This window comes from Shewanella algae, assembly GCF_009183365.2.
Taxonomy (GTDB): Bacteria; Pseudomonadota; Gammaproteobacteria; order Enterobacterales; family Shewanellaceae; genus Shewanella; species Shewanella algae.
The window spans coordinates 2,976,245-2,993,913 of sequence record NZ_CP068230.1 but is presented as its reverse complement, the minus strand read 5'-3'; the positions used below and the strand labels follow the sequence as shown (position 1 = coordinate 2,993,913).

16 protein-coding genes and 1 pseudogene are annotated in these 17,669 nt (G+C 53.6%); 15 read left to right on the top strand and 2 right to left on the bottom strand.

Going from position 1 to position 17,669, the window contains the following annotated elements:
• Positions 1-10 precede the first annotated feature (10 nt).
• From E1N14_RS13430 to E1N14_RS13420, 3 genes are read left to right on the top strand one after another with little or no spacing between them, the layout of a single operon-like run.
• Positions 11-415, top strand: a complete 405-nt coding sequence (locus E1N14_RS13430) for an ExbD/TolR family protein (protein WP_025011238.1) — start codon at positions 11-13, stop codon at positions 413-415.
• 1 nt (position 416) lies between these two features.
• Positions 417-1,037, top strand: a complete 621-nt coding sequence (locus E1N14_RS13425; protein WP_025011239.1) for an energy transducer TonB — start codon at positions 417-419, stop codon at positions 1,035-1,037.
• A gap of 1 nt (position 1,038) precedes the next feature.
• Complete coding sequence (locus E1N14_RS13420; protein WP_025011240.1) at positions 1,039-2,289, top strand: tetratricopeptide repeat protein; 1,251 nt, start codon at positions 1,039-1,041, stop codon at positions 2,287-2,289.
• 49 nt (positions 2,290-2,338) lie between these two features.
• Here E1N14_RS13420 and E1N14_RS13415 read toward each other — a convergent pair whose 3' ends face one another.
• A complete protein-coding gene (locus E1N14_RS13415; protein WP_025011241.1) occupies positions 2,339-2,848 on the bottom strand; it encodes a diguanylate cyclase domain-containing protein in 510 nt (169 codons plus the stop codon).
• A 79-nt stretch (positions 2,849-2,927) separates the two neighbouring features.
• On the opposite strand from E1N14_RS13415, the gene E1N14_RS13410 reads away from it, so the two are divergent.
• The 6 genes from E1N14_RS13410 (at position 2,928) to E1N14_RS13385 (ending at position 8,544) form a co-directional block, all read left to right on the top strand.
• Positions 2,928-4,763 carry a DUF885 domain-containing protein gene (locus E1N14_RS13410; RefSeq protein WP_025011242.1) on the top strand — a complete coding sequence of 612 codons (1,836 nt, stop codon included), beginning with the start codon at positions 2,928-2,930 and terminating at the stop codon, positions 4,761-4,763.
• A gap of 177 nt (positions 4,764-4,940) precedes the next feature.
• Positions 4,941-5,237 carry a peptidylprolyl isomerase gene (locus E1N14_RS13405; protein ID WP_470424760.1) on the top strand — a complete coding sequence of 99 codons (297 nt, stop codon included), beginning with the start codon at positions 4,941-4,943 and terminating at the stop codon, positions 5,235-5,237.
• A gap of 14 nt (positions 5,238-5,251) precedes the next feature.
• Complete coding sequence (locus E1N14_RS13400; protein WP_025011244.1) at positions 5,252-5,785, top strand: GNAT family N-acetyltransferase; 534 nt, start codon at positions 5,252-5,254, stop codon at positions 5,783-5,785.
• 87 nt (positions 5,786-5,872) lie between these two features.
• Complete coding sequence (locus E1N14_RS13395) at positions 5,873-6,094, top strand: RNA-binding S4 domain-containing protein (protein WP_037437279.1); 222 nt, start codon at positions 5,873-5,875, stop codon at positions 6,092-6,094.
• 16 nt (positions 6,095-6,110) lie between these two features.
• Positions 6,111-6,497 carry a ribonuclease E inhibitor RraB gene (locus E1N14_RS13390; RefSeq protein WP_025011246.1) on the top strand — a complete coding sequence of 129 codons (387 nt, stop codon included), beginning with the start codon at positions 6,111-6,113 and terminating at the stop codon, positions 6,495-6,497.
• 85 nt (positions 6,498-6,582) lie between these two features.
• Entirely contained in the window at positions 6,583-8,544 is a 1,962-nt protein-coding gene (locus E1N14_RS13385) for an NERD domain-containing protein kinase family protein (RefSeq protein WP_025011247.1), read from the top strand.
• Here E1N14_RS13385 and gcvA read toward each other — a convergent pair.
• Positions 8,514-9,419 carry a transcriptional regulator GcvA gene (gene gcvA / locus E1N14_RS13380; RefSeq protein WP_025011248.1) on the bottom strand — a complete coding sequence of 302 codons (906 nt, stop codon included), beginning with the start codon at positions 9,417-9,419 and terminating at the stop codon, positions 8,514-8,516. The genes E1N14_RS13385 and gcvA overlap by 31 nt on opposite strands.
• A gap of 121 nt (positions 9,420-9,540) precedes the next feature.
• On the opposite strand from gcvA, the gene E1N14_RS13375 reads away from it, so the two are divergent.
• The 6 genes and pseudogenes from E1N14_RS13375 to E1N14_RS13350 all read left to right on the top strand — a co-directional run bounded on the left by E1N14_RS13375 (position 9,541) and on the right by E1N14_RS13350 (position 17,654).
• Complete coding sequence (locus tag E1N14_RS13375; protein ID WP_025011249.1) at positions 9,541-10,314, top strand: TSUP family transporter; 774 nt, start codon at positions 9,541-9,543, stop codon at positions 10,312-10,314.
• A 124-nt stretch (positions 10,315-10,438) separates the two neighbouring features.
• The gene (locus E1N14_RS13370; protein WP_025011250.1) at positions 10,439-11,581 is read left to right on the top strand and encodes an exonuclease SbcCD subunit D; all 1,143 of its coding nucleotides are present in this window, start codon (positions 10,439-10,441) and stop codon (positions 11,579-11,581) included.
• Positions 11,578-14,736 carry an AAA family ATPase gene (locus E1N14_RS13365; protein WP_062793375.1) on the top strand — a complete coding sequence of 1,053 codons (3,159 nt, stop codon included), beginning with the start codon at positions 11,578-11,580 and terminating at the stop codon, positions 14,734-14,736. The genes E1N14_RS13370 and E1N14_RS13365 overlap by 4 nt, the downstream gene beginning before the upstream one ends.
• Before the next feature lie 170 nt (positions 14,737-14,906).
• Positions 14,907-16,190 (top strand): peptidoglycan DD-metalloendopeptidase family protein, encoded by a 1,284-nt coding sequence (locus E1N14_RS13360; RefSeq protein WP_025011251.1) that lies wholly within the window; start codon positions 14,907-14,909, stop codon positions 16,188-16,190.
• 171 nt (positions 16,191-16,361) lie between these two features.
• A pseudogene (locus E1N14_RS13355) lies at positions 16,362-16,671 on the top strand (transposase).
• A gap of 131 nt (positions 16,672-16,802) precedes the next feature.
• Positions 16,803-17,654, top strand: a complete 852-nt coding sequence (locus E1N14_RS13350) for a TPR end-of-group domain-containing protein (RefSeq protein ID WP_025011150.1) — start codon at positions 16,803-16,805, stop codon at positions 17,652-17,654.
• Positions 17,655-17,669 lie beyond the last annotated feature (15 nt).

The following is a 17,669-nucleotide window of genomic DNA, read 5'->3' as shown; positions in this document are numbered from 1 at the left end:
GAGATTGAACATGGCACGTAAGAAGCATTCCAGTGTAGAAGAGGAAGCACAGATCGATATGACCCCGATGCTCGACATCGTGTTCATCATGCTGATCTTCTTCATTGTGACCACCTCGTTTGTGAAGCCATCCGGTTTGGACTACAACAAACCCAAGGCGTCCACAGCGACTTCAAAACCTTCGGCGAACATCTTTATCGGCGTCAGCAAAACCGGCGTGATTATGATGGAAAACCGTCAGGTTGATATTGAACGAGTAACCGCTAACGTAGAACGTATGTTGGCGGAGGCACCAGAAGCCGCCGTTCTGATCCAGGCAGACAAAGAAGCCCAACACGGCTTGGTTGTTAAGGTACTGGATCAGGTGAAGGCTGCTGGTATTGATAAGGTCTCGGTATCTGCGGGGAACGACTGATATGTTAAGAGCACTAGTATCTATCATTATTGGTGCTGCTGTGACTTTTGGTCTGTTCTGGTTTATGGCATTCCTGGTCGGAGGTGGCGCACAACGAGGCGACACCTCAGCCGAAACGCCAGTTATCGAGATCACAATGGACAAGCAGGATTCGAAGGCACAGAAGAAACCAAGGGTGACACCTAAGCCACCCCCACCACCAGAGCAGCCACCGAAGCCAGCGGAAACGCCACCGGATAGCTCTTCTGATATTGATACCAATATGTCATTCAATATGGGTGGAGTAGAAGCAGGCGGTCCAAGCACAGGCTTTAAGCTGGGCAACATGATGACCCGTGACGGTGATGCAACACCTATAGTGCGGGTTGAACCTCAGTATCCCATTGCTGCGGCGCGTGACGGTAAAGAAGGTTGGGTACAACTTCGCTTTACCATCAACGAACTCGGTGGTGTTGAAGATGTTGAAGTTATCCAGGCTGAACCGAGAAGGATCTTTGATCGTGACGCGGTTCGTGCACTGAAGAAGTGGAAGTACAAGCCGAAGATTGTTGACGGTAAGCCGATGAAGCAACCCGGTATGACAGTTCAGCTGGACTTCACCCTGAACCAAGGAGACAGATAAGATGCAAAAAGTGAATAAGCTTGCTGCAGCCATGCTGTTGACTTTGACAGGCAGTGCAGTGCTGATGGCGCCAATCGCCCAGGCCGCTGAGAAGTGTCCTATCGACCAGCGTCAGGCCAAGGCTGTGGGTCAAACTGCTGCCAAAAAGGTGCAGAGATCCTTTGAAGCCTATCAGGACGGTAATCTGGACGAAGCAATCGCCGTATTGCTGGAAGCCAATGCACGTAACGACTTCGACAAGGCCTATATCGCCCGTATGTTGGGTAACTTCTACGCTGAAAAAGGTCAGATGGGCACCTCCATCAAGTACCTGAAACAGGCGGTAGAAGCCGATATCCTCGGCGGAACCGACCACAGTGCAACTCTGAAGTTGTATGCGGATCTGCTGCTGCAGGAGAAGAAGTTTAAAGAAGCTATCACCTACTATAACAAGTGGATGGACTTCTCCTGTAAGCAAGATCCTGTGGTCTACCGTCGTATCGGTATTGCCTATACAGAACTGAAAGACTATCCAAACGTGCTGAAAACAGCGGACAAAGGTTTGTCACTGGCGGAAAAGCCTGACAAGAACCTTTACCAGCTTAAGTTCCAGGCTTACTTCAACCTCAAGCAGTACAAGAAAGCGGTAGGTGTTCTGGAAACCATGGTACCCCTGTTCCAGGACGATAAGCGTCTTTGGGTTCAGTTGGCTCAGCTCTATCTGCTGACCGAGGACTTCGACAAGGCAACAGTGACTTACGATCTGGCCTATCAGAACGGTTTCCTGGAAACCGCTGATAACATCACTCGTTTGTCGCAACTGTTGGCGTCCAAAGGTTCAGCTTATCGCGGCGCTGTGATTTTCGAGAAGCACATGAAACAAGGGCTTATCGAAAAGAATGAGAAAAACCTGTCTATGTTGGCCGGTTTCTTCCACAACGCCAAGGAGCTGAAGAAGGCCGCGGCCTATTATGGTCAAGCAGCTGCTGCCGGTAACGATGGCAAGCTGTACCTGAAACAAGGCCGTCTGCTGGCCTTGGATCAGCAGTTCAAGGAAGCGATTCCGGTATTCAAGCAAGCGCTGGATGCCGGATTGCAAAACCCAGGCGAAGCTCAGTTTGAGCTGGCACTGGCCTACTTGAACCTGAAAGACTATAAGTCGGCTTACCGCCGTGCCGAATTGGCCTCCAAGGATTCCAAGACTGCACGTAGCGCCACCAGCTACCTGTCATACATAAAAGAGAAAGCGCGGATCCACAACGTTTCGCTCTAATGTGATGTCAGTGAAAAGCCCCGCAAGGGGCTTTTTTATTGTCTGAGTGTCAATGAACTTCCTTGACCCTTGAAAGGGCGCTGTCCTGCTCTTCCAACTGATGGCTCAAGGTTTCGACGTCAATAAACAGGGTTTCGGGTTTCAATTCTTTGTTGGGTAAGCAAATACAGGCCGCCAGACGATAATCCAGCCGAAGATGATGAAATTTGCTGTACTCTTCGCTGAAGGCCTTGAGCTTTTCATTAATCCGCTCAATCACTTTCTCTGTCCCCATTTTATCGACGTTGAACAGACCAAGGGCGAACAGATGGTGGTTCATGCGCCCCAATAGATCTGTATTGCGCAGTAAGGCTTCCTGCACCTGTTTGGCAAAGAATTCCAGCAGGTGAGGTTGGTTAACTGTTTCATGTATGTGAGGGCAAAGATACAATAGCGCCAGACTCTGGTGATCTCGCAGATGGCGATACCATTCACGGTGAAAGACTTCCATAAAATAGGTCCGGTTATAGACCCCGGTTTCCGGATCCCTGAAACCCGAGTTACTGAAGGAATAAATCATGGGTTGGCTCCGAGCTAGTGACTGCTACAAGTATAGTTAACCAATCCATCTACTGAGTTGTGACAGGAGAATAACGACAATGAAAAAAGGGTTTTTGCTGTGCTCTATTATTTTGGCGTTGAGCGCTTGCTCCAAAGAGGAGAGCACTTTAGTGACTCAGCCACAGGCGGAGCAACAGCCCGCTGCGGCAATGGCACAAACGGCAGAGCAGGCTTATCTCGCCATGGTGGATCAGTTCTTCAAGGACTACCTCAAGCTTGAGCCCATCTATGCTACCTTTGTTGGGGTCAATGATTATAACGATACCTTCGGTGGCGACCTCTCCGAGGCTTACCTCAAACAGCGCCATGAACTCAATAGCCGCTACGCCGCCCAGGCCAAGACCATAGATAGACAAGCCTTGCCCGAACAGTTGCAACTCAGTTACGACATGTTTGTCTATGACAGGGACATGGCGCTGGTGGATGAAACCTTCCCCAGCCGTTTTATGCCAATAAGCCAGTTCTACAGCACAGTGATTACCATGGTGCAGCTTGGCAGCGGTGAGAGTGCCCAGCCTTTCAATACCCCGCAGGATTACGCCAACTGGCAGCAAAGGGTGAAAGGTTTTGTCAAATGGACTGAGCTGGCGAAACAGCGTATGGATGAGGGCATTGCCAGCAAGGTTGTGCTGCCACGGGTATTGGTCGAGCGGCTTATCCCTCAGTTGCAGGCGCAGTTGGTGGACACGCCTCAAGATAGCATTTTCTACGCCCCTGTGACCAAGATGCCCGAGAGCTTCAATGCCGCCGAGCGTGCCTTGATTGAGCAGGAATATCAACAGATGATCAGCCAAGAGTTGCTGCCGGCTATCGCCTCACTCAAGCAATATTTCGAGCAAACCTATCTGCCGGCCTCGCGGGCCACTGACGGTTGGTGGGCGCTGCCTAACGGTAAAGTCTGGTATCAACATCTGGCCAATGCCCATACCACAACCACTATGGCGGTGGACGATATTCATCAAATCGGCCTCAAGGAAGTGGCACGGATCCTCGATGAAATGGACAAGGTGCGCCAGCAAGTGGGTTTTGAAGGTGATCTCAAGGCCTTCTTTGCTTCATTGTCATCCGAGCCAGAGTACTTCTTCAGTGACAAGCAGGGCTTAATTGACGGCTATATGGTGCTCAAGGACAAGATCAATGCCGTACTGCCCGGTTACTTCAATGTGATGCCCAAGGCCGACTATGTGGTGAAGCCGGTTGAAAGCTTCCGTGAAAAATCGGCCGCCGGAGCCTCCTATGAAGCACCGGCCGTCGATGGCAGTCGTCCAGGGGTGTTTTACATCAACACCTATAACCTGAAAGCTCAGCCCAAGTGGGGCATGACCACTTTGTCATTGCATGAAGCGGCGCCGGGTCACCACTTCCAAATAGCCATCAAGCAAGAGCTGCAGGGCGTGCCTGAGTTCCAGCGTTTCAGCGGTTACACCGCCTTTGAAGAGGGCTGGGCCCTCTATGCCGAATATCTTGGAATAGAGATGGGTTTGTTTGAAGACCCGTACCAGTATTTCGGCAAGCTCTCGGATGAAATGCTGCGGGCGATGCGTCTGGTGGTGGATACCGGCCTGCATGCCAAGGGCTGGAGCCGTGAACAGGCGATTCAGTATATGAAAGACAACTCTCCGCTGGCAGAAAGCGACATTATCGCCGAGGTGGAGCGCTATATGGCAATTCCTGGTCAGGCGCTGTCTTATAAAGTCGGTCAGCTGAAGATCCTGGAGCTTAGAGCCCGGGCCGAGAAAGCCCTGGGGAACGACTTCGATCTCAAGGCCTTCCACGATCAAATTCTCACCACTGGCTCCTTACCCATGGCGGTGATGGAAGCCAAGATAGATCTCTGGATAAAAAAACAGCTGAAGCAGAAAGCATCAGCCTGAGACCAGACTTAAGTCGAGTCTTTGATAAGCAAACTAAAAACGCCGCCATCAGACGGCGTTTTTCATTTTCAACTCAAGGCTTGCCATTATTGTTGTGTCAGTTAACTTCTGACACAGAATGATATTATACTGGCTGGGTTTGTTCGGTGAACCACCGAAAAAGGCCACTTGGCCAAGATTACTGAGGAGCAAATTATGGTGCAGGCAACAGCAAGACATCTACTGGTAAAGACCGAAGAGGAATGTGCCAGCTTGAAACAACAGATTATCGATGGCGCCGATTTTGCCGAGCTGGCCCGTAAACATTCCGCCTGCCCTTCAGGAGCCCAAGGCGGTGAGCTGGGCTCTTTCGGCCCGGGTATGATGGTGCGTGAGTTTGATGAAGTGGTGTTCAGCGCACCGCTTAATGAAGTACAGGGGCCGGTCAAAACCGCTTTTGGTTTTCACCTGCTTGAAGTCACCAGTCGCGATTAGCACGGGTTAAGCAAGTGATAGAAATCTATACCGATAGACTCAGACTCAGGACTCTGACGGAGCAAGATTGGCCGGCGTTTCTGGCGCTGCATTGCGATCCTGAGGTGGGCCGCTTTGTACGTGAGCCGGAGCCGCAGGAGCAGATTAAAGCCAAGTTTGAGCAGCGAAGCCAGCCTTGGCGTTACGAGTCCGGGGATTGGCTGACGCTGGTGATTGAAGAACTGGGCAGCGACTGCTTTGTCGGCTTGACCGGCTTTTACTGTGTCGATCCTGAGCTGGCGCAGGCCGAGGTAGGTTACCTGTTGCATCCGGATATGCAAGGGAAGGGCTATGCCACAGAGTCGCTGCGCGGGGTAATAGATTGGGGCTGTTTGAGCTTCAATATTCACAAGTTCATCGGTCACTGCGCCAATGACAATTTGGCTTCGGCCAAGGTCATGGAGAAATGTGGCTTCGAGCTTGAGGGAATATTGCGGCACAACTTCCGTATCGGCGATCTTTGGGTGGATGACAGGGCCTATGGCCTGCTCAGCGATGAGCGTCGTTGACTTCTCTCCCCCAAGCGGATGCTTGCTGCTATAATCCGCCCCAAATCGAGTTAATTCCAGCAAGGCAAGGTCACAGTGACACAGAAAATGAGCGAATTCACCCTCAATAGCGGCGATGAGTATATTGAGCTTTATAAGGTGCTGAAGGCAGAAGGCATGACCAGTGCCGGCGCCGAGGCCAAGCATGCAATTGCCGAAGGGCTGGTGCTGGTCAATAACGAGGTTGAAACCCGCAAGCGCAAGAAACTGCTGCCGGGCGATCTGGTCAGCTTCAACGGCGAAACGGTTAAAATAGTGGCGGCGCAATAAGCGCAAGGGGAACAGAATGCAATTTCCAGATGATGACAACGGCAAGATGCTGCAGGCAATGCAGGAGTCGGGTATCGACTTGAGCAAGCCTTTGGATGTGGACTTTTTCCTGGTGTTTGATGATCAGCGCGACGCTGAATCGGCATTGGAAGACCTGAGTCAATCCGAGCAGGCAGGCGAAGTTGAGCTGCAGTTCAACGAAGAGATTGAAAAGTGGGAGCTGATTGTCTGCATCAATATGGTGCCCGAGTATCAGGCTTTGGTGGCGCGCGAAACTGAGCTGAACAGCTTTGCCGCCGAGTTTGACGGCATGACAGATGGTTGGGGCGTGATGCAGCATCAGGACGGCGATGACGAGTTTGCCGATGATGACCACGAGTGTGATGAGCACTGCCACCACTGAAGATAAGTGAATTTTTCCTGAGCCACCCAAATTTGGGTGGCTTTTTATTCTGCACTCACGGATTGCCAATCTCAGGGAGAGTGATATGGCCAAACACATCAGTTTTGGAACCCCGGTCAACGACGCCGAGCGCTGGGCCTTTGAACTGCTGGGTGATGAGTTACCCAAAGATTATCTGCTGCTGACCAATATTGAGATCCCGACTCAGTCCGGGCAAGCGATGGAGGTGGATGCTCTGGTGGTCGGCGAGTGGGGCGTGTATGTCATCGATGTCAAAGGCTATATCGGCCGACTCAATGCCGGTCTGCACGCTTGGTCGCTGGATGGTCGCGAGGTGGACAACAGCCTGTCCAAGGCCAATTATGTTGCCAGAGTTTTGGCCGGTAAGCTGAAGAATAAGATCCCGGTCGGTGTCTATGCTCCCTGGTGCCAAGGCATGGTATTTGTAACCGGTCACAAGGGCGAAGCCATAGAGCTGGAGAAGCAGGACGGTGCCCTGAGCATCTATACCCCAAGGCAGATCATCGCTGCGCTTACCAAAGAGTGGGGCCTGACGGCTCCCCATAAGCACCAGATCAATCAGCGTCAGAAAGAGGCGGTGTTGGACACTCTGGGGCAGGTGGCTCTGGTGGAACAGCGCAACAATAAAATACAGGATTTTATCAAGCTCAAATGCCTGTTCCTGCAAAGTGGCCTCGAAGTCTGGCAGGCCGAGTACAATCCCGGCGGCTGGACCGCGCCCTGGCTGCTGAAAATTCTGATCCCTACCCATTTCGAGCAGCTTTCTGAAGCAAGACAGCATGAAGAGCGGCTGCGGGGGGAGTTTCAACGGTTACAGAAACTGTCCGGTTGCAGCGGCGTGCCTTACTCTGCGCCCCTTATTCAGGATGGCGAGCAGTTGGTGTTGCCTATTCGCATGCCAAGAGGTGTGCCTATTCATCTGCTGGAAATCGAGCGGCTCAGCATCTATCAACTGCTGGAGATACTGCGCCGCGGGGCCACCAGTCTGTCGCAAATTCATCGGCGTAATATCTGTGTCGGTGGCTGGGATGAGCACTGCCTGTTTATCGGTGATGATGGCGAAGTCGAGTTTATCGATATCCGTGATGACATCAGTATCGACGAGGATCTCAGGCGCTATGCTGAGCGATTCTTGCCCCTGGCGCTGGCCACTCATCAGCCACGTATCTATCTCTGGTTCCAGCGAGTCGCGGCAGGGCGGGGCGCGGATCTTGATGAGCTTAGAGCCGACCTCAGCGCGCTTATCGAAACTGGAGTCTGTGACAGCCTGGATAGCGATACAGAGATAGCCGAGGGCAGCGTTATCGACCATCACTTCCGCCTCGAAGAAGTTATCTATCAGGCAGCTCACAGTGAACTCTGGCGCGCCACTCACCTTCAGGGACAGTTCGATGTCGGGCTGTCTGTCTACCGCTTTTTGCAGCAGGACTGGCCCGGTCTTAATCATCAATACCGCAGCCTGAGCCGCATTTATCACCCCAATGTGGAGCGGGTATTGGCCTTTGGCGAACTTGGCGGCAGCGACAGGGTCTTCATTGCCAGGGCCTGGGAGCGAGGAATTGCTTTGGATTGCGCCGAGATCCAATCGCCGCAACAGGTGATAGACTGGTTTCGGCAGTTGCTGACGGCACTGCAGTACCTCCACAGACTGGATATTTTCCATCGTGCCATCTGCCCGAAGAATATTGTTTGCAATGGCGATAGCGCCGTGCTTTTGAACTTTGGCCTGGGTCAGGACATAGCGGCCAGGCACTATGCTGCTCAATATGCCGACCCGGATCTCTGGGCCCTTGAAGGGGATGCCGAACGGGATCTCTATGGTTTGGTGGCCAGTTTTATTGATGTGTTGACCCCTATAGAGCTCAAGGGCGATGCCGGCCCTTCGGGTATGCTCAGGGCTCTTGATGCCTTCGATCCCCGTTGGTTGGGAGAGTCTTTGTTTGCCATGTGCCACAAAGTGCTGCGCTTTGAGGTCAGTCTGGCGGACAATGCCGACTATTTGCCACTGTTTGGCTTCAAGCGGTAGGGCGCAAACTCAGACAGCAGCCAATCGATAAACAGCGCCGATTTACGTGGCAGGCTGCTGGACTTGGGGGTTAACAGATAATAGCTGTAGGGGCTGACAAAGGGCGCTTCAAAGGGGATCACCAGAGTGCCAGCCTTGAGTTGATCTTCGATAAAGAAACGCGGGATCAGTGCCGCCCCCATGCCGCTGGCGGCGGCCTGACTCAGCATATAGAAATGCTCGACGCCAAACTTCTGCTCTGTGGTCAATGTTATCCCCAGTTGCCTGGCCCAATAAGGCCAAAGCTCAGGACGGGTGGTGTGCTTCAGCAGCGTCACCTTGTTGATGTCCTCGGGCCGTTTCAATTTAGGGGCCAGCAGCGGCGAGCATACCAGGCACAGCTCTTCATCCATCAGTTTGATCACATTCATCCCCTGAGGCTCGCTGGTGGCGGAGCGAATGGCAATGTCGTAGCGACCATTGGCAAAGTCGACAGCGAAGTCGCCTATAGTGAGATCCACATACAGCTGTGGAAAGTGTGACTTGAACTCCTCCATTCTCGGGATCAACCAGTTGATGGTCAGGCTGGGTAACACATTGATGGCCAGGGTCTGCGCCTTGAGACTTTGACGTTTCAGCTCGGCGGTGGCATTGGCCAGGGTTTGCAGTGCTGCCTGCACCTGTGGCAGGTATTGTCGCCCCTCATCTGTGAGCACCAGTTGCCTGTGTTGACGCACAAACAGGCTGAATCCCAGGAAGTTCTCAAGTAGGCGCACCTGTTTGCTGATGGCACCGTGGGTCACATACAACTCTTGCGCCGCCAGAGTGATGCTTTGCAGCCTTGCAGCTGCCTCGAATGAACGCAGGGCATTGAGAGGAGGTAATTCCTGAAGCATGTTTTCTCCGCTGTTTTTGTGTGAGAAAATCTCACACATGGGCGAGAATAACTCCTTTGCCTTTTGGGGGCAAACTGCGTCTAATAGCAATCCTTCAACTCTGTATTCGACAACATAAAAAATGGCATTTGAACTCACTCTGCAATTGGCTACGGTTCTGTTTTTTGTCGCCCTGGTGGCGGGCTTTATTGACTCTATCGCCGGTGGCGGTGGCCTGTTGACTATTCCGGCGCTTATGTGGGCCGGACTGCCTCCGGCGGCGGCGCTCGGCACCAACAAGCTACAGGCATGCGGTGGCAGTTTCTTCGCCAGCCTCTACTTTGTGCGTAAGGGAATGGTGAAGCTGGGGGAGATGAAACTGGCAATTGGTTGTGCCTTTGTCGGCGCCTCAGTCGGTACGGTTCTGGTTCAGTTGATAGATGCCAGCGTGCTGGAGTTGGTGCTGCCGTTTCTTATCCTGGCTATTGGTTGTTACTTCCTGTTTTCCAAGAAAATTACTGAAGATGACCGTGCCAGGGTTCTGGCCCCGGGGGTATTTGCCTTTACCGCCGCACTCGGGGTGGGTTTGTATGACGGCTTTTTCGGCCCGGGCACCGGCAGCTTCTTTGCCCTGGCGTTTGTGTCTTTGGCGGGGTTCGGTCTGGCCAAGGCGACGGCTCATGCCAAGGTACTGAATTTTTCCACCAATATTGCTTCGCTCATCTTTTTTGCCCTTGGCGGCAAGGTGGTGTGGCTGCTGGGGTTGGTGATGCTGGCAGGGCAGGCCGCCGGGGCGACTCTGGGCTCACGTCTGGTGATCACCAAGGGCAGCAAGATCATCAAGCCGCTGGTGGTGGTCATGTCGCTGGTCATGAGCCTCAAGCTGCTGGCCGATCAATATCAGTGGAGTCTTTAAACCCAAATAAGACAGACGGCTGAGTGGTAAGCACTCAGCCGTAGAACCTCGGCCGGCGCATATACTATTGCATTGATTTTGCATACCATAAGGCTCACGTATCCGCCTGTAATCTTAGCGCCCAATGAAATTTATCCATACCTCGGACTGGCATATCGGTCGGCAACTGCACAACGAGTCGCTGCTGGATGAGCAAGCTCATATGCTTGAGCAGATAGTGGCGCTTGCCGCTGAGCATCAGGTTGATGCCCTGGTGGTTGCCGGTGACATATACGACCGCTCGATCCCGCCTGCCAGCGCGGTTGCCCTGCTGGATAAGTTCCTCAATATCCTGCTTAATGAGCATCAAATTCCTGTGCTCATGATAACCGGCAATCACGACGGTCAGGAGCGGCTCGGATTTGCGGCGCGGCAAATGGCCGCCAGTGGCCTTTATATTAGCGGCCCGCTGCAAGCGCAAGTTAAGCCGCTTATCCTCAAAGGCCGTGACGGCGATGCCTGTTTCTATCCCATTCCCTATGCCGAGCCGGCGCAGGTAAGGCATGTGCTGGAGGTGGATGCCAGCAGCCACCAGCAGGCGATGGCCTGTTTGCTGGATCAGGTTCAGGCGCACGACAGTCAAGGCCTGCCCAAGGTCGTGGTGGCCCACTGTTTCCTCGATGGCGGCAGTGAGTCTGAATCCGAGCGGCCCTTGAGCATCGGCGGCGCCGATAAAATCGACCCTGCACTCTTTTGCGGCTTTGACTACGCGGCGCTCGGGCATCTGCATGGCCCGCAATACAAGGGCGCCGAGCACGTGCGCTACTCGGGCTCGCCGCTGAAATATTCCTTCAGTGAACACAAACAGAAAAAATCCGTGACTCTGGTGGAGCTGAGCGCAGGTAATCCCCCCAAAATCACCCTGCTAGCGCTAAAACCCAGGCGGGATGTGAGGGTGATTGAAGGCCTGCTCGATGAACTGCTGCAACAGGGCGAAAAAGATCCCGGGCGAGAGGACTACCTGATGGTGCGTCTGCTCGATACCCAGGCGCTGCTGGATCCCATGGGCAAGCTGCGCGGCGTCTATCCCAATGTGCTGCATCTGGAGCGCACGGGCCTGATGTCCCGGCAACAGGGGCAGGAGATTGGCCGCGACAGAATCAAAAAAGGCGAGCTCGACATGTTCAGCGATTTTTTCAGTCAGGTACAGGGTGAGGCCATGACAGAGGCGCAGCAGCAGACCATGAGCCGTTTGATTGAAGAGCTGCACAGGGAGCAGGAACAATGAGACCGCTGATTTTGGAAATGCGCGCCTTTGGCCCCTTCGCCGATTGTCAGCGCATCGACTTTACCGAGCTGGGCGACAAGCCGCTGTTTCTGATCAATGGCCCCACAGGGGCGGGCAAGACCACGATTCTGGATGCCATCTGTTTTGCCCTGTACGGCAAAACCACAGGTAACGAGCGGGAAGGCAGCCAGATGCGCTGCGATAATGCCGATGACGGCCTGCTCACCGAAGTGTATTTCAGTTTTGAATTGGGGCAAAAACGCTACAGCATTCGCCGCTGTCCCGAGCAGCAAAGAGCTAAAAGCCGCGGCGATGGTTTTACCCTGCAAAAGAGCGAGGCGGAACTCAAGCGGCTGTTGCCCGATGGCACCGAAGAGTTGCTGGTGGCCAGCAAGGTCACGGATGCCAACGCCTGCATCGAAGAGTTGACTGGCCTGGATGTGGATCAGTTTCGCCAGGTGATGGTGCTGCCCCAGGGTAAGTTCCGCGAGCTTTTGCTGGCGGACTCCAAAGAGCGGGAAAAGATCTTCAGCCAGCTGTTTCAAACCCATATCTACCGCCGCATTGAAGAGCGCCTCAAACAGCAGGCGCTGGAAATCAAGGCAAAGGCCAGAGACTTGCAATCACGTCGCGCCGGGATTTTGGAAACTGCCGGTGTCGAGAGTCTCGAGCAGTTGACAGCAGAAATTGCCGCTCTGACCCCCTCTTTGACCGAGGCGACAAGTAACAAACAAAAAGCCAGCGATGCCTTGGCCCAGAGTGCCAAGACGCTCGATAACGCCAAGGCGTTAACCGCCGAGTTTGAGCGCCGCAAGCTGCTGCAAACCCAGCTTGATGCGCTTGAACAGCGGCGCGCTGAAATCGAGCTGCATCAGCAGACATTGGAGAATGCCCGCAAGGCTGAAAAGTTGCTGCCAAGCCTCAAAGAGTTGCAGTTTCGCCAGCAGGAGTGGCAGCAGGCTAAAGCCAAGGAAGCTGACTATGCCAAGCAGTTGCAGAACGCTGAGCAGCGTCTGAAACAGGCTACAGATGATAAAGCTACACTCGCCGAGTTGGATGAGCACGGCAATAAGCTGCGACGGGAGCTTGAACAACTCGACAAGCTGCAGCCGGCTATTAACGAGCTCAAGCAACTGACCGAGGAGCATGAGCTTGGCCTAGTGGAGCTTGGGCGTCTTGAGCGGGCAGAGCAGCAGAGTCGCACTGAGCTGGAACAATGGCAGCAGCAACAGCAAAGACTCAGGTCAGAGGCGAACGAACTATTCTCAAGCGCCGAGCGCCAAGGGCCGTTGCATCAGGCACTGGCGGGACTGAACATTCGCCTGGAGAAGACGGAGCAACTCGGGCACATTAAGCAAAAATGGCAGCAAGCCCAAGCTGGCCTGCAGCAGGCCGAGGCCCATGGTCATCAATGCAAGGCTGAAAGACAGAGCGCCGAAACGGAACATCAAAGGTTGCAACTGGCCTGGCATACAGGGCAGGCGGCTATTCTGGCGGCTAAGCTGCAGCCTGGGCAACCTTGCCCCGTATGCGGCGGCTTGGAACATCCGGCGCCTGCCGAGATGGCGCAAGATATTCCGGGTGAAACCGAGCTCAACCGAGCGAGAGACGCCGAGCAGCAAGCCACGGCAAGGCATGAGGCGGCCCGCAGCGATTATCGCAATATCAAGCGGCAAACCGAGGAATTGCAGCTCGAACTACAGCGCTTGAGCGCTGAGCTACAGGCCTGTGCTGCAGCAGATGTTATGGCTGATGTTAAGACTGATGCTACGATTGATGCGGCAATGGATGCCGACTCTTATGCCAAAGCCGATCTCACTATGGAAATAGACAGGCTTGTGTCCCGGCGCAGGCAGCTGCTCAGTGAATTGCAACAGGCCGAAGCGGCTCAAACCCGCCTCAATAACTGCAGGCAACAATTGCAGCAGGCCGAGCAGCAAGTGGAGCAGCGACTCAAATACAGAGAGACTCAATTACAGCAGTTGCAGCAGCTAAGAGAGCAGTTGAGTCTAGCAGGTGCCCGTAAAGACGCGGCGCTTGCTGCTCTGCCCAATGAATATCATTCTTTGGCAGCCGAGGCGGCGCTTGAACTGATGGCGCGGCAACTTGAGCAAAAGCAGAGTGAGTGGCAACAGCTCAAACAGCAACAACAAGATATCAATCAACATTATACCGAGGCCGTCAGCCAGCATAAGGCACTGATGCAGGCATTGGCATCGAGCCGTGAAGACAACGCCCGGGCCGAGCAGTTTGCCATCAAAGCACAACAAACGCTTGATGATGCCCTGAAACAATCTGGATTTGCCGGCCGTCAGGCGTTGGAACAGGCGCAGCTGGATGAAGCGCAGATGCAGGCATTGGCTGAGAAGATAGAGGCCTGGCGCACTCAGCGCTCGGAGCAGCAGGCGCTGCTCAAAGCCATGGATGAGCGGCTCGCCGGACAAAGCCTGCCTGAGCTTGGGCAGCTTGAAAGCCTCTGGCAGCAACAGCAGCAGCAACTCGCCGAGGCGGAGGATGCCTGGCAGACGCTCAACAACCGAATGCAAAGCCTTAAAGGCACAGAAGCCCAGCTCAATAAAGAAGCGCTAGCCGCTCAGGCGCTGGAGCAGGAATACGCCCTTATCGGCACACTGAGTGATGTGGCTAATGGCAACAGTCATAGCAAGGTGAGTCTGCAGCGCTTTGTGCTCAGCGTCTTGCTCGATGATGTGCTGCTCGAGGCCAGTCGCCGTTTGGCGCTGATGAGCAAAGGCCGCTACCGCTTGCTGCGCAAAGAGGACAGGGCCAAGGGCAATAAGGCCTCCGGTCTGGAGCTTGAGGTGGAGGATGCTTACAGCTCCAAGGTGCGTCCGGTGGCCACACTCAGCGGTGGTGAGAGCTTTATGGCGGCCTTGTCGCTGGCGCTGGGGCTCTCTGATGTGGTGCAGGCCTACGCCGGCGGTATTAAGCTCGATACCCTGTTTATCGATGAAGGCTTTGGCAGTCTGGATCAGGACTCGCTGGAGCTGGCGGTTCGCACCCTGATGGATCTGCAATCCAGTGGCCGCATGATAGGGGTTATCTCCCATGTATCCGAGATGAAAGAGCAGATAAGCTGCCGTATTGATATCAACAAGCATGCACTGGGCAGCAGCATTCGCCTGGTTACAGTTTGATGCAAATGGGGCAATTTTGTCGGTCAATTCCGAAATTCACCCAGTAATCATGGGGTTTTGGCGAATAATACTTGTCTCAGGGACTTTTTTTGATATAAGTTTGCAGCTGGCCCCTTGAAAACAGGGGATCCAGCTATTGGTTTTTCAGTTTGAACTCGGTGAGGCAACAGTTGCAGACAGATAGAATATCCTGGTTGAGTATGATCCCTATGCGTTTGCAGGCCTTACCCGCTTTTCACAAGAAGCTGCTGCTCAGCTCAGGTTTGTTGGTGGGTGCGGCACTGCTTTGGCCCGGAGCTCACGAAGTCACCCCACAACGTATTCCCTTGCATCTGGATATTGAAGCTCTGCTGCCTCAAGTCGGCACTGAGCCTTCGGTTGTTGAAGTCGCCGGCCCGGATTTTGAACGTGTGATCCAAAGTGGTGACACCCTCAGCGTATTGTTCCAAAAGGCAGGTGTCGGCCAGCAAACCATGTACAAGGTGTTGGAAGCCGATTTGGATATTCTGGCACTCGATACCCTGCAACCGGGTAACAGGATCCGTTTCTGGCTCGATGAGCAGGGCAACCTGACCCAGCTGGAACTCTACTTCAACGCCGCACATCAGGTGCTGTTCAAGCGCTTCGACGATGGCGGCTATGGGGTGGAAGAGATCAACATCGAAGGCGTCTGGCAAAACCGGATTGTCAGCGGTGAAATCCAGGGGTCTTTCTATCGCTCGGCGCAGCGGGTCGGCCTGAGCGCCGCCGAAATTCAAAAAATAGAGAGCCTGCTGAAAGAAAAGCTCAATTTTGCCCGGGATCTGCGTGCCGGAGATCACTTTTCAGTGCTGATGAATGATCAGTACATAGAAGGGGAGTCGACCGGTGTCAGTCAGGTGCTGGGATTACGGATCCAAAATGGCCGCAATGAAATCACCGCGTTTCAGAGCACAGATGGCAACTTCTATGATGAGAAAGGTCAGAGCCTGGCGCGGGCGTTTCAGCGGATCCCGCTGGAGAAACGTTACCGTATCAGCTCATCATTCAACCCCAATCGCCGTCACCCGGTCACAGGGCGGGTTTCACCCCATAATGGCACCGACTTTGCCGTGCCGATAGGCACCAAGGTCGTGGCGCCGGGCGACGGTGTGGTGACACTGGTAACCAATCACAGATTCGCCGGTAAATATATAGTGATAGAGCACGGCAACAAATACCGTACCCGGTATCTGCACTTGTCCAAACCTTTGGTGCATAAGGGGCAGAGAGTCAGCCGTGGCCAGGTTATTGCGCTTTCCGGTAATACCGGGCGCTCGACCGGGCCGCATCTGCATTATGAATTTCATGTTAATGGTCGGCCGGTCAACCCAATGAAGGCGGATATCCCCATGGCCAGCCAACTCTCCAAAGAGCAGATGCGTGAGTTCAGCCAATTGGTCAGTACCCGCAAGATGATGATGGATCTCGGTTAAATCCGCTTATTGGTTTTGCAGTAGCCAGCGCTCAACGGCGCTGGCTTTTTTATTGTCACCCCAAAACCACCTCCTATGGAGGTGGTGATCGTCAAGTCGGGGCTCAGCCCGAAGAGTGCCCATGCTGCATACTGACTCGGTTTGTTACCTGCAAATCAAGGAGTAAGCAGTATGAGCCGATATGAAAGTGCATCGCACGTCTTCTATCGCTGTCAGTATCACATTGTATGGAAGCCAAAGTATGGCCGAGTTGGGCAGGAGGTTTGTCGCAGTATTTATATCTATAGCGGCATGAAGAGGTGTCGGATAGTAGAGCTAAATGTCCTGATAGACCATGTTCACTTATTGGTGAGACTTCCGCCAAGCTTGAGTGTCTTCAGTGGGAGCAAACGAAGAGATCATTCGTCGATATGTAAGGTATCAACAGAAAGTAGAGGCAGAGGAATCTATCGGTCAGCTCAAGCTTGGTTTGGATGGGTGATTCTTTTAGCCCCCTTCTAGGGGGCTGTTCAAAGCCACCTGCTATGCAGGTGGATTTTTTACAAGCAAATTTTACCCATCCAGGCCCATTTGTTAGGGTGTGGAGAAAACCTGAGTGCAACAGGAGGAAAAATGAAGTTATGGCATGCACTGGTATTAGTGTTAATGAGCCTGGCGTTGCCGGTTACGGCGGCCGAAGAGCCCCCAAAACCCTATTCTGAGCAGAGTATTTACGACAAGCCCTTGATGGAGCGCTATGTGCTCGATGAGCTCAAGTCGATACGGCAAGACATGCAGTCGCTGGAAAAACGGGTCACGGTCGATATTACCGACCGAGAGTTGGCGGTGGCCGACAAGTCGATGAACTATGCCAATGTGACTGTGACCTACTTCTTCTATCTTATCGCTGCCGCGGTGTCACTGATTGCTCTGGTAGGTTGGCAGTCACTCAAGGATATTCGCGACAAGACCCAGGAGATGGCCAACGAGAAGCTGGAGGCGATTGCTGCCCAGTATGAGAAAAAGTTTCAGGAAATGGAACGTGAGCTGAAACGCAAGAGCCGGATCATTACTGAAAACAACAAGGAAATTGAACGGATCAACGAGATCCACAACCTGTGGATCCGCGCTCAACATTCGCAGACACCGGAGCAGCGAATCGAGATCTACAACGATATCCTCAAAATACGTCCGGGCGATCTCGAGGCCTTAACCTACAAGGCCGATGCCGCCATGGAAATGGGCGAGTATCATTGGGCCTTGAGCATCTGTAACCGGGTGTTGGAAGTGGATCCCAAGAACGCCAATGCACTTTATCAGCGGGCCTGCGCCTTTACCCGCATGGGCTCGGAAGAGCAGGCGATTTCCGATCTGGAATTGGCTGTGGGTTTCAGTGCCTCACTCAGTGAGGCGGCCAAGGAGGAGAAAGACTTTGATTCCCTGCATGGCTACAAACGTTTTGACGATCTGATCAGTGACGACTGACAGTGAACCCTGCAG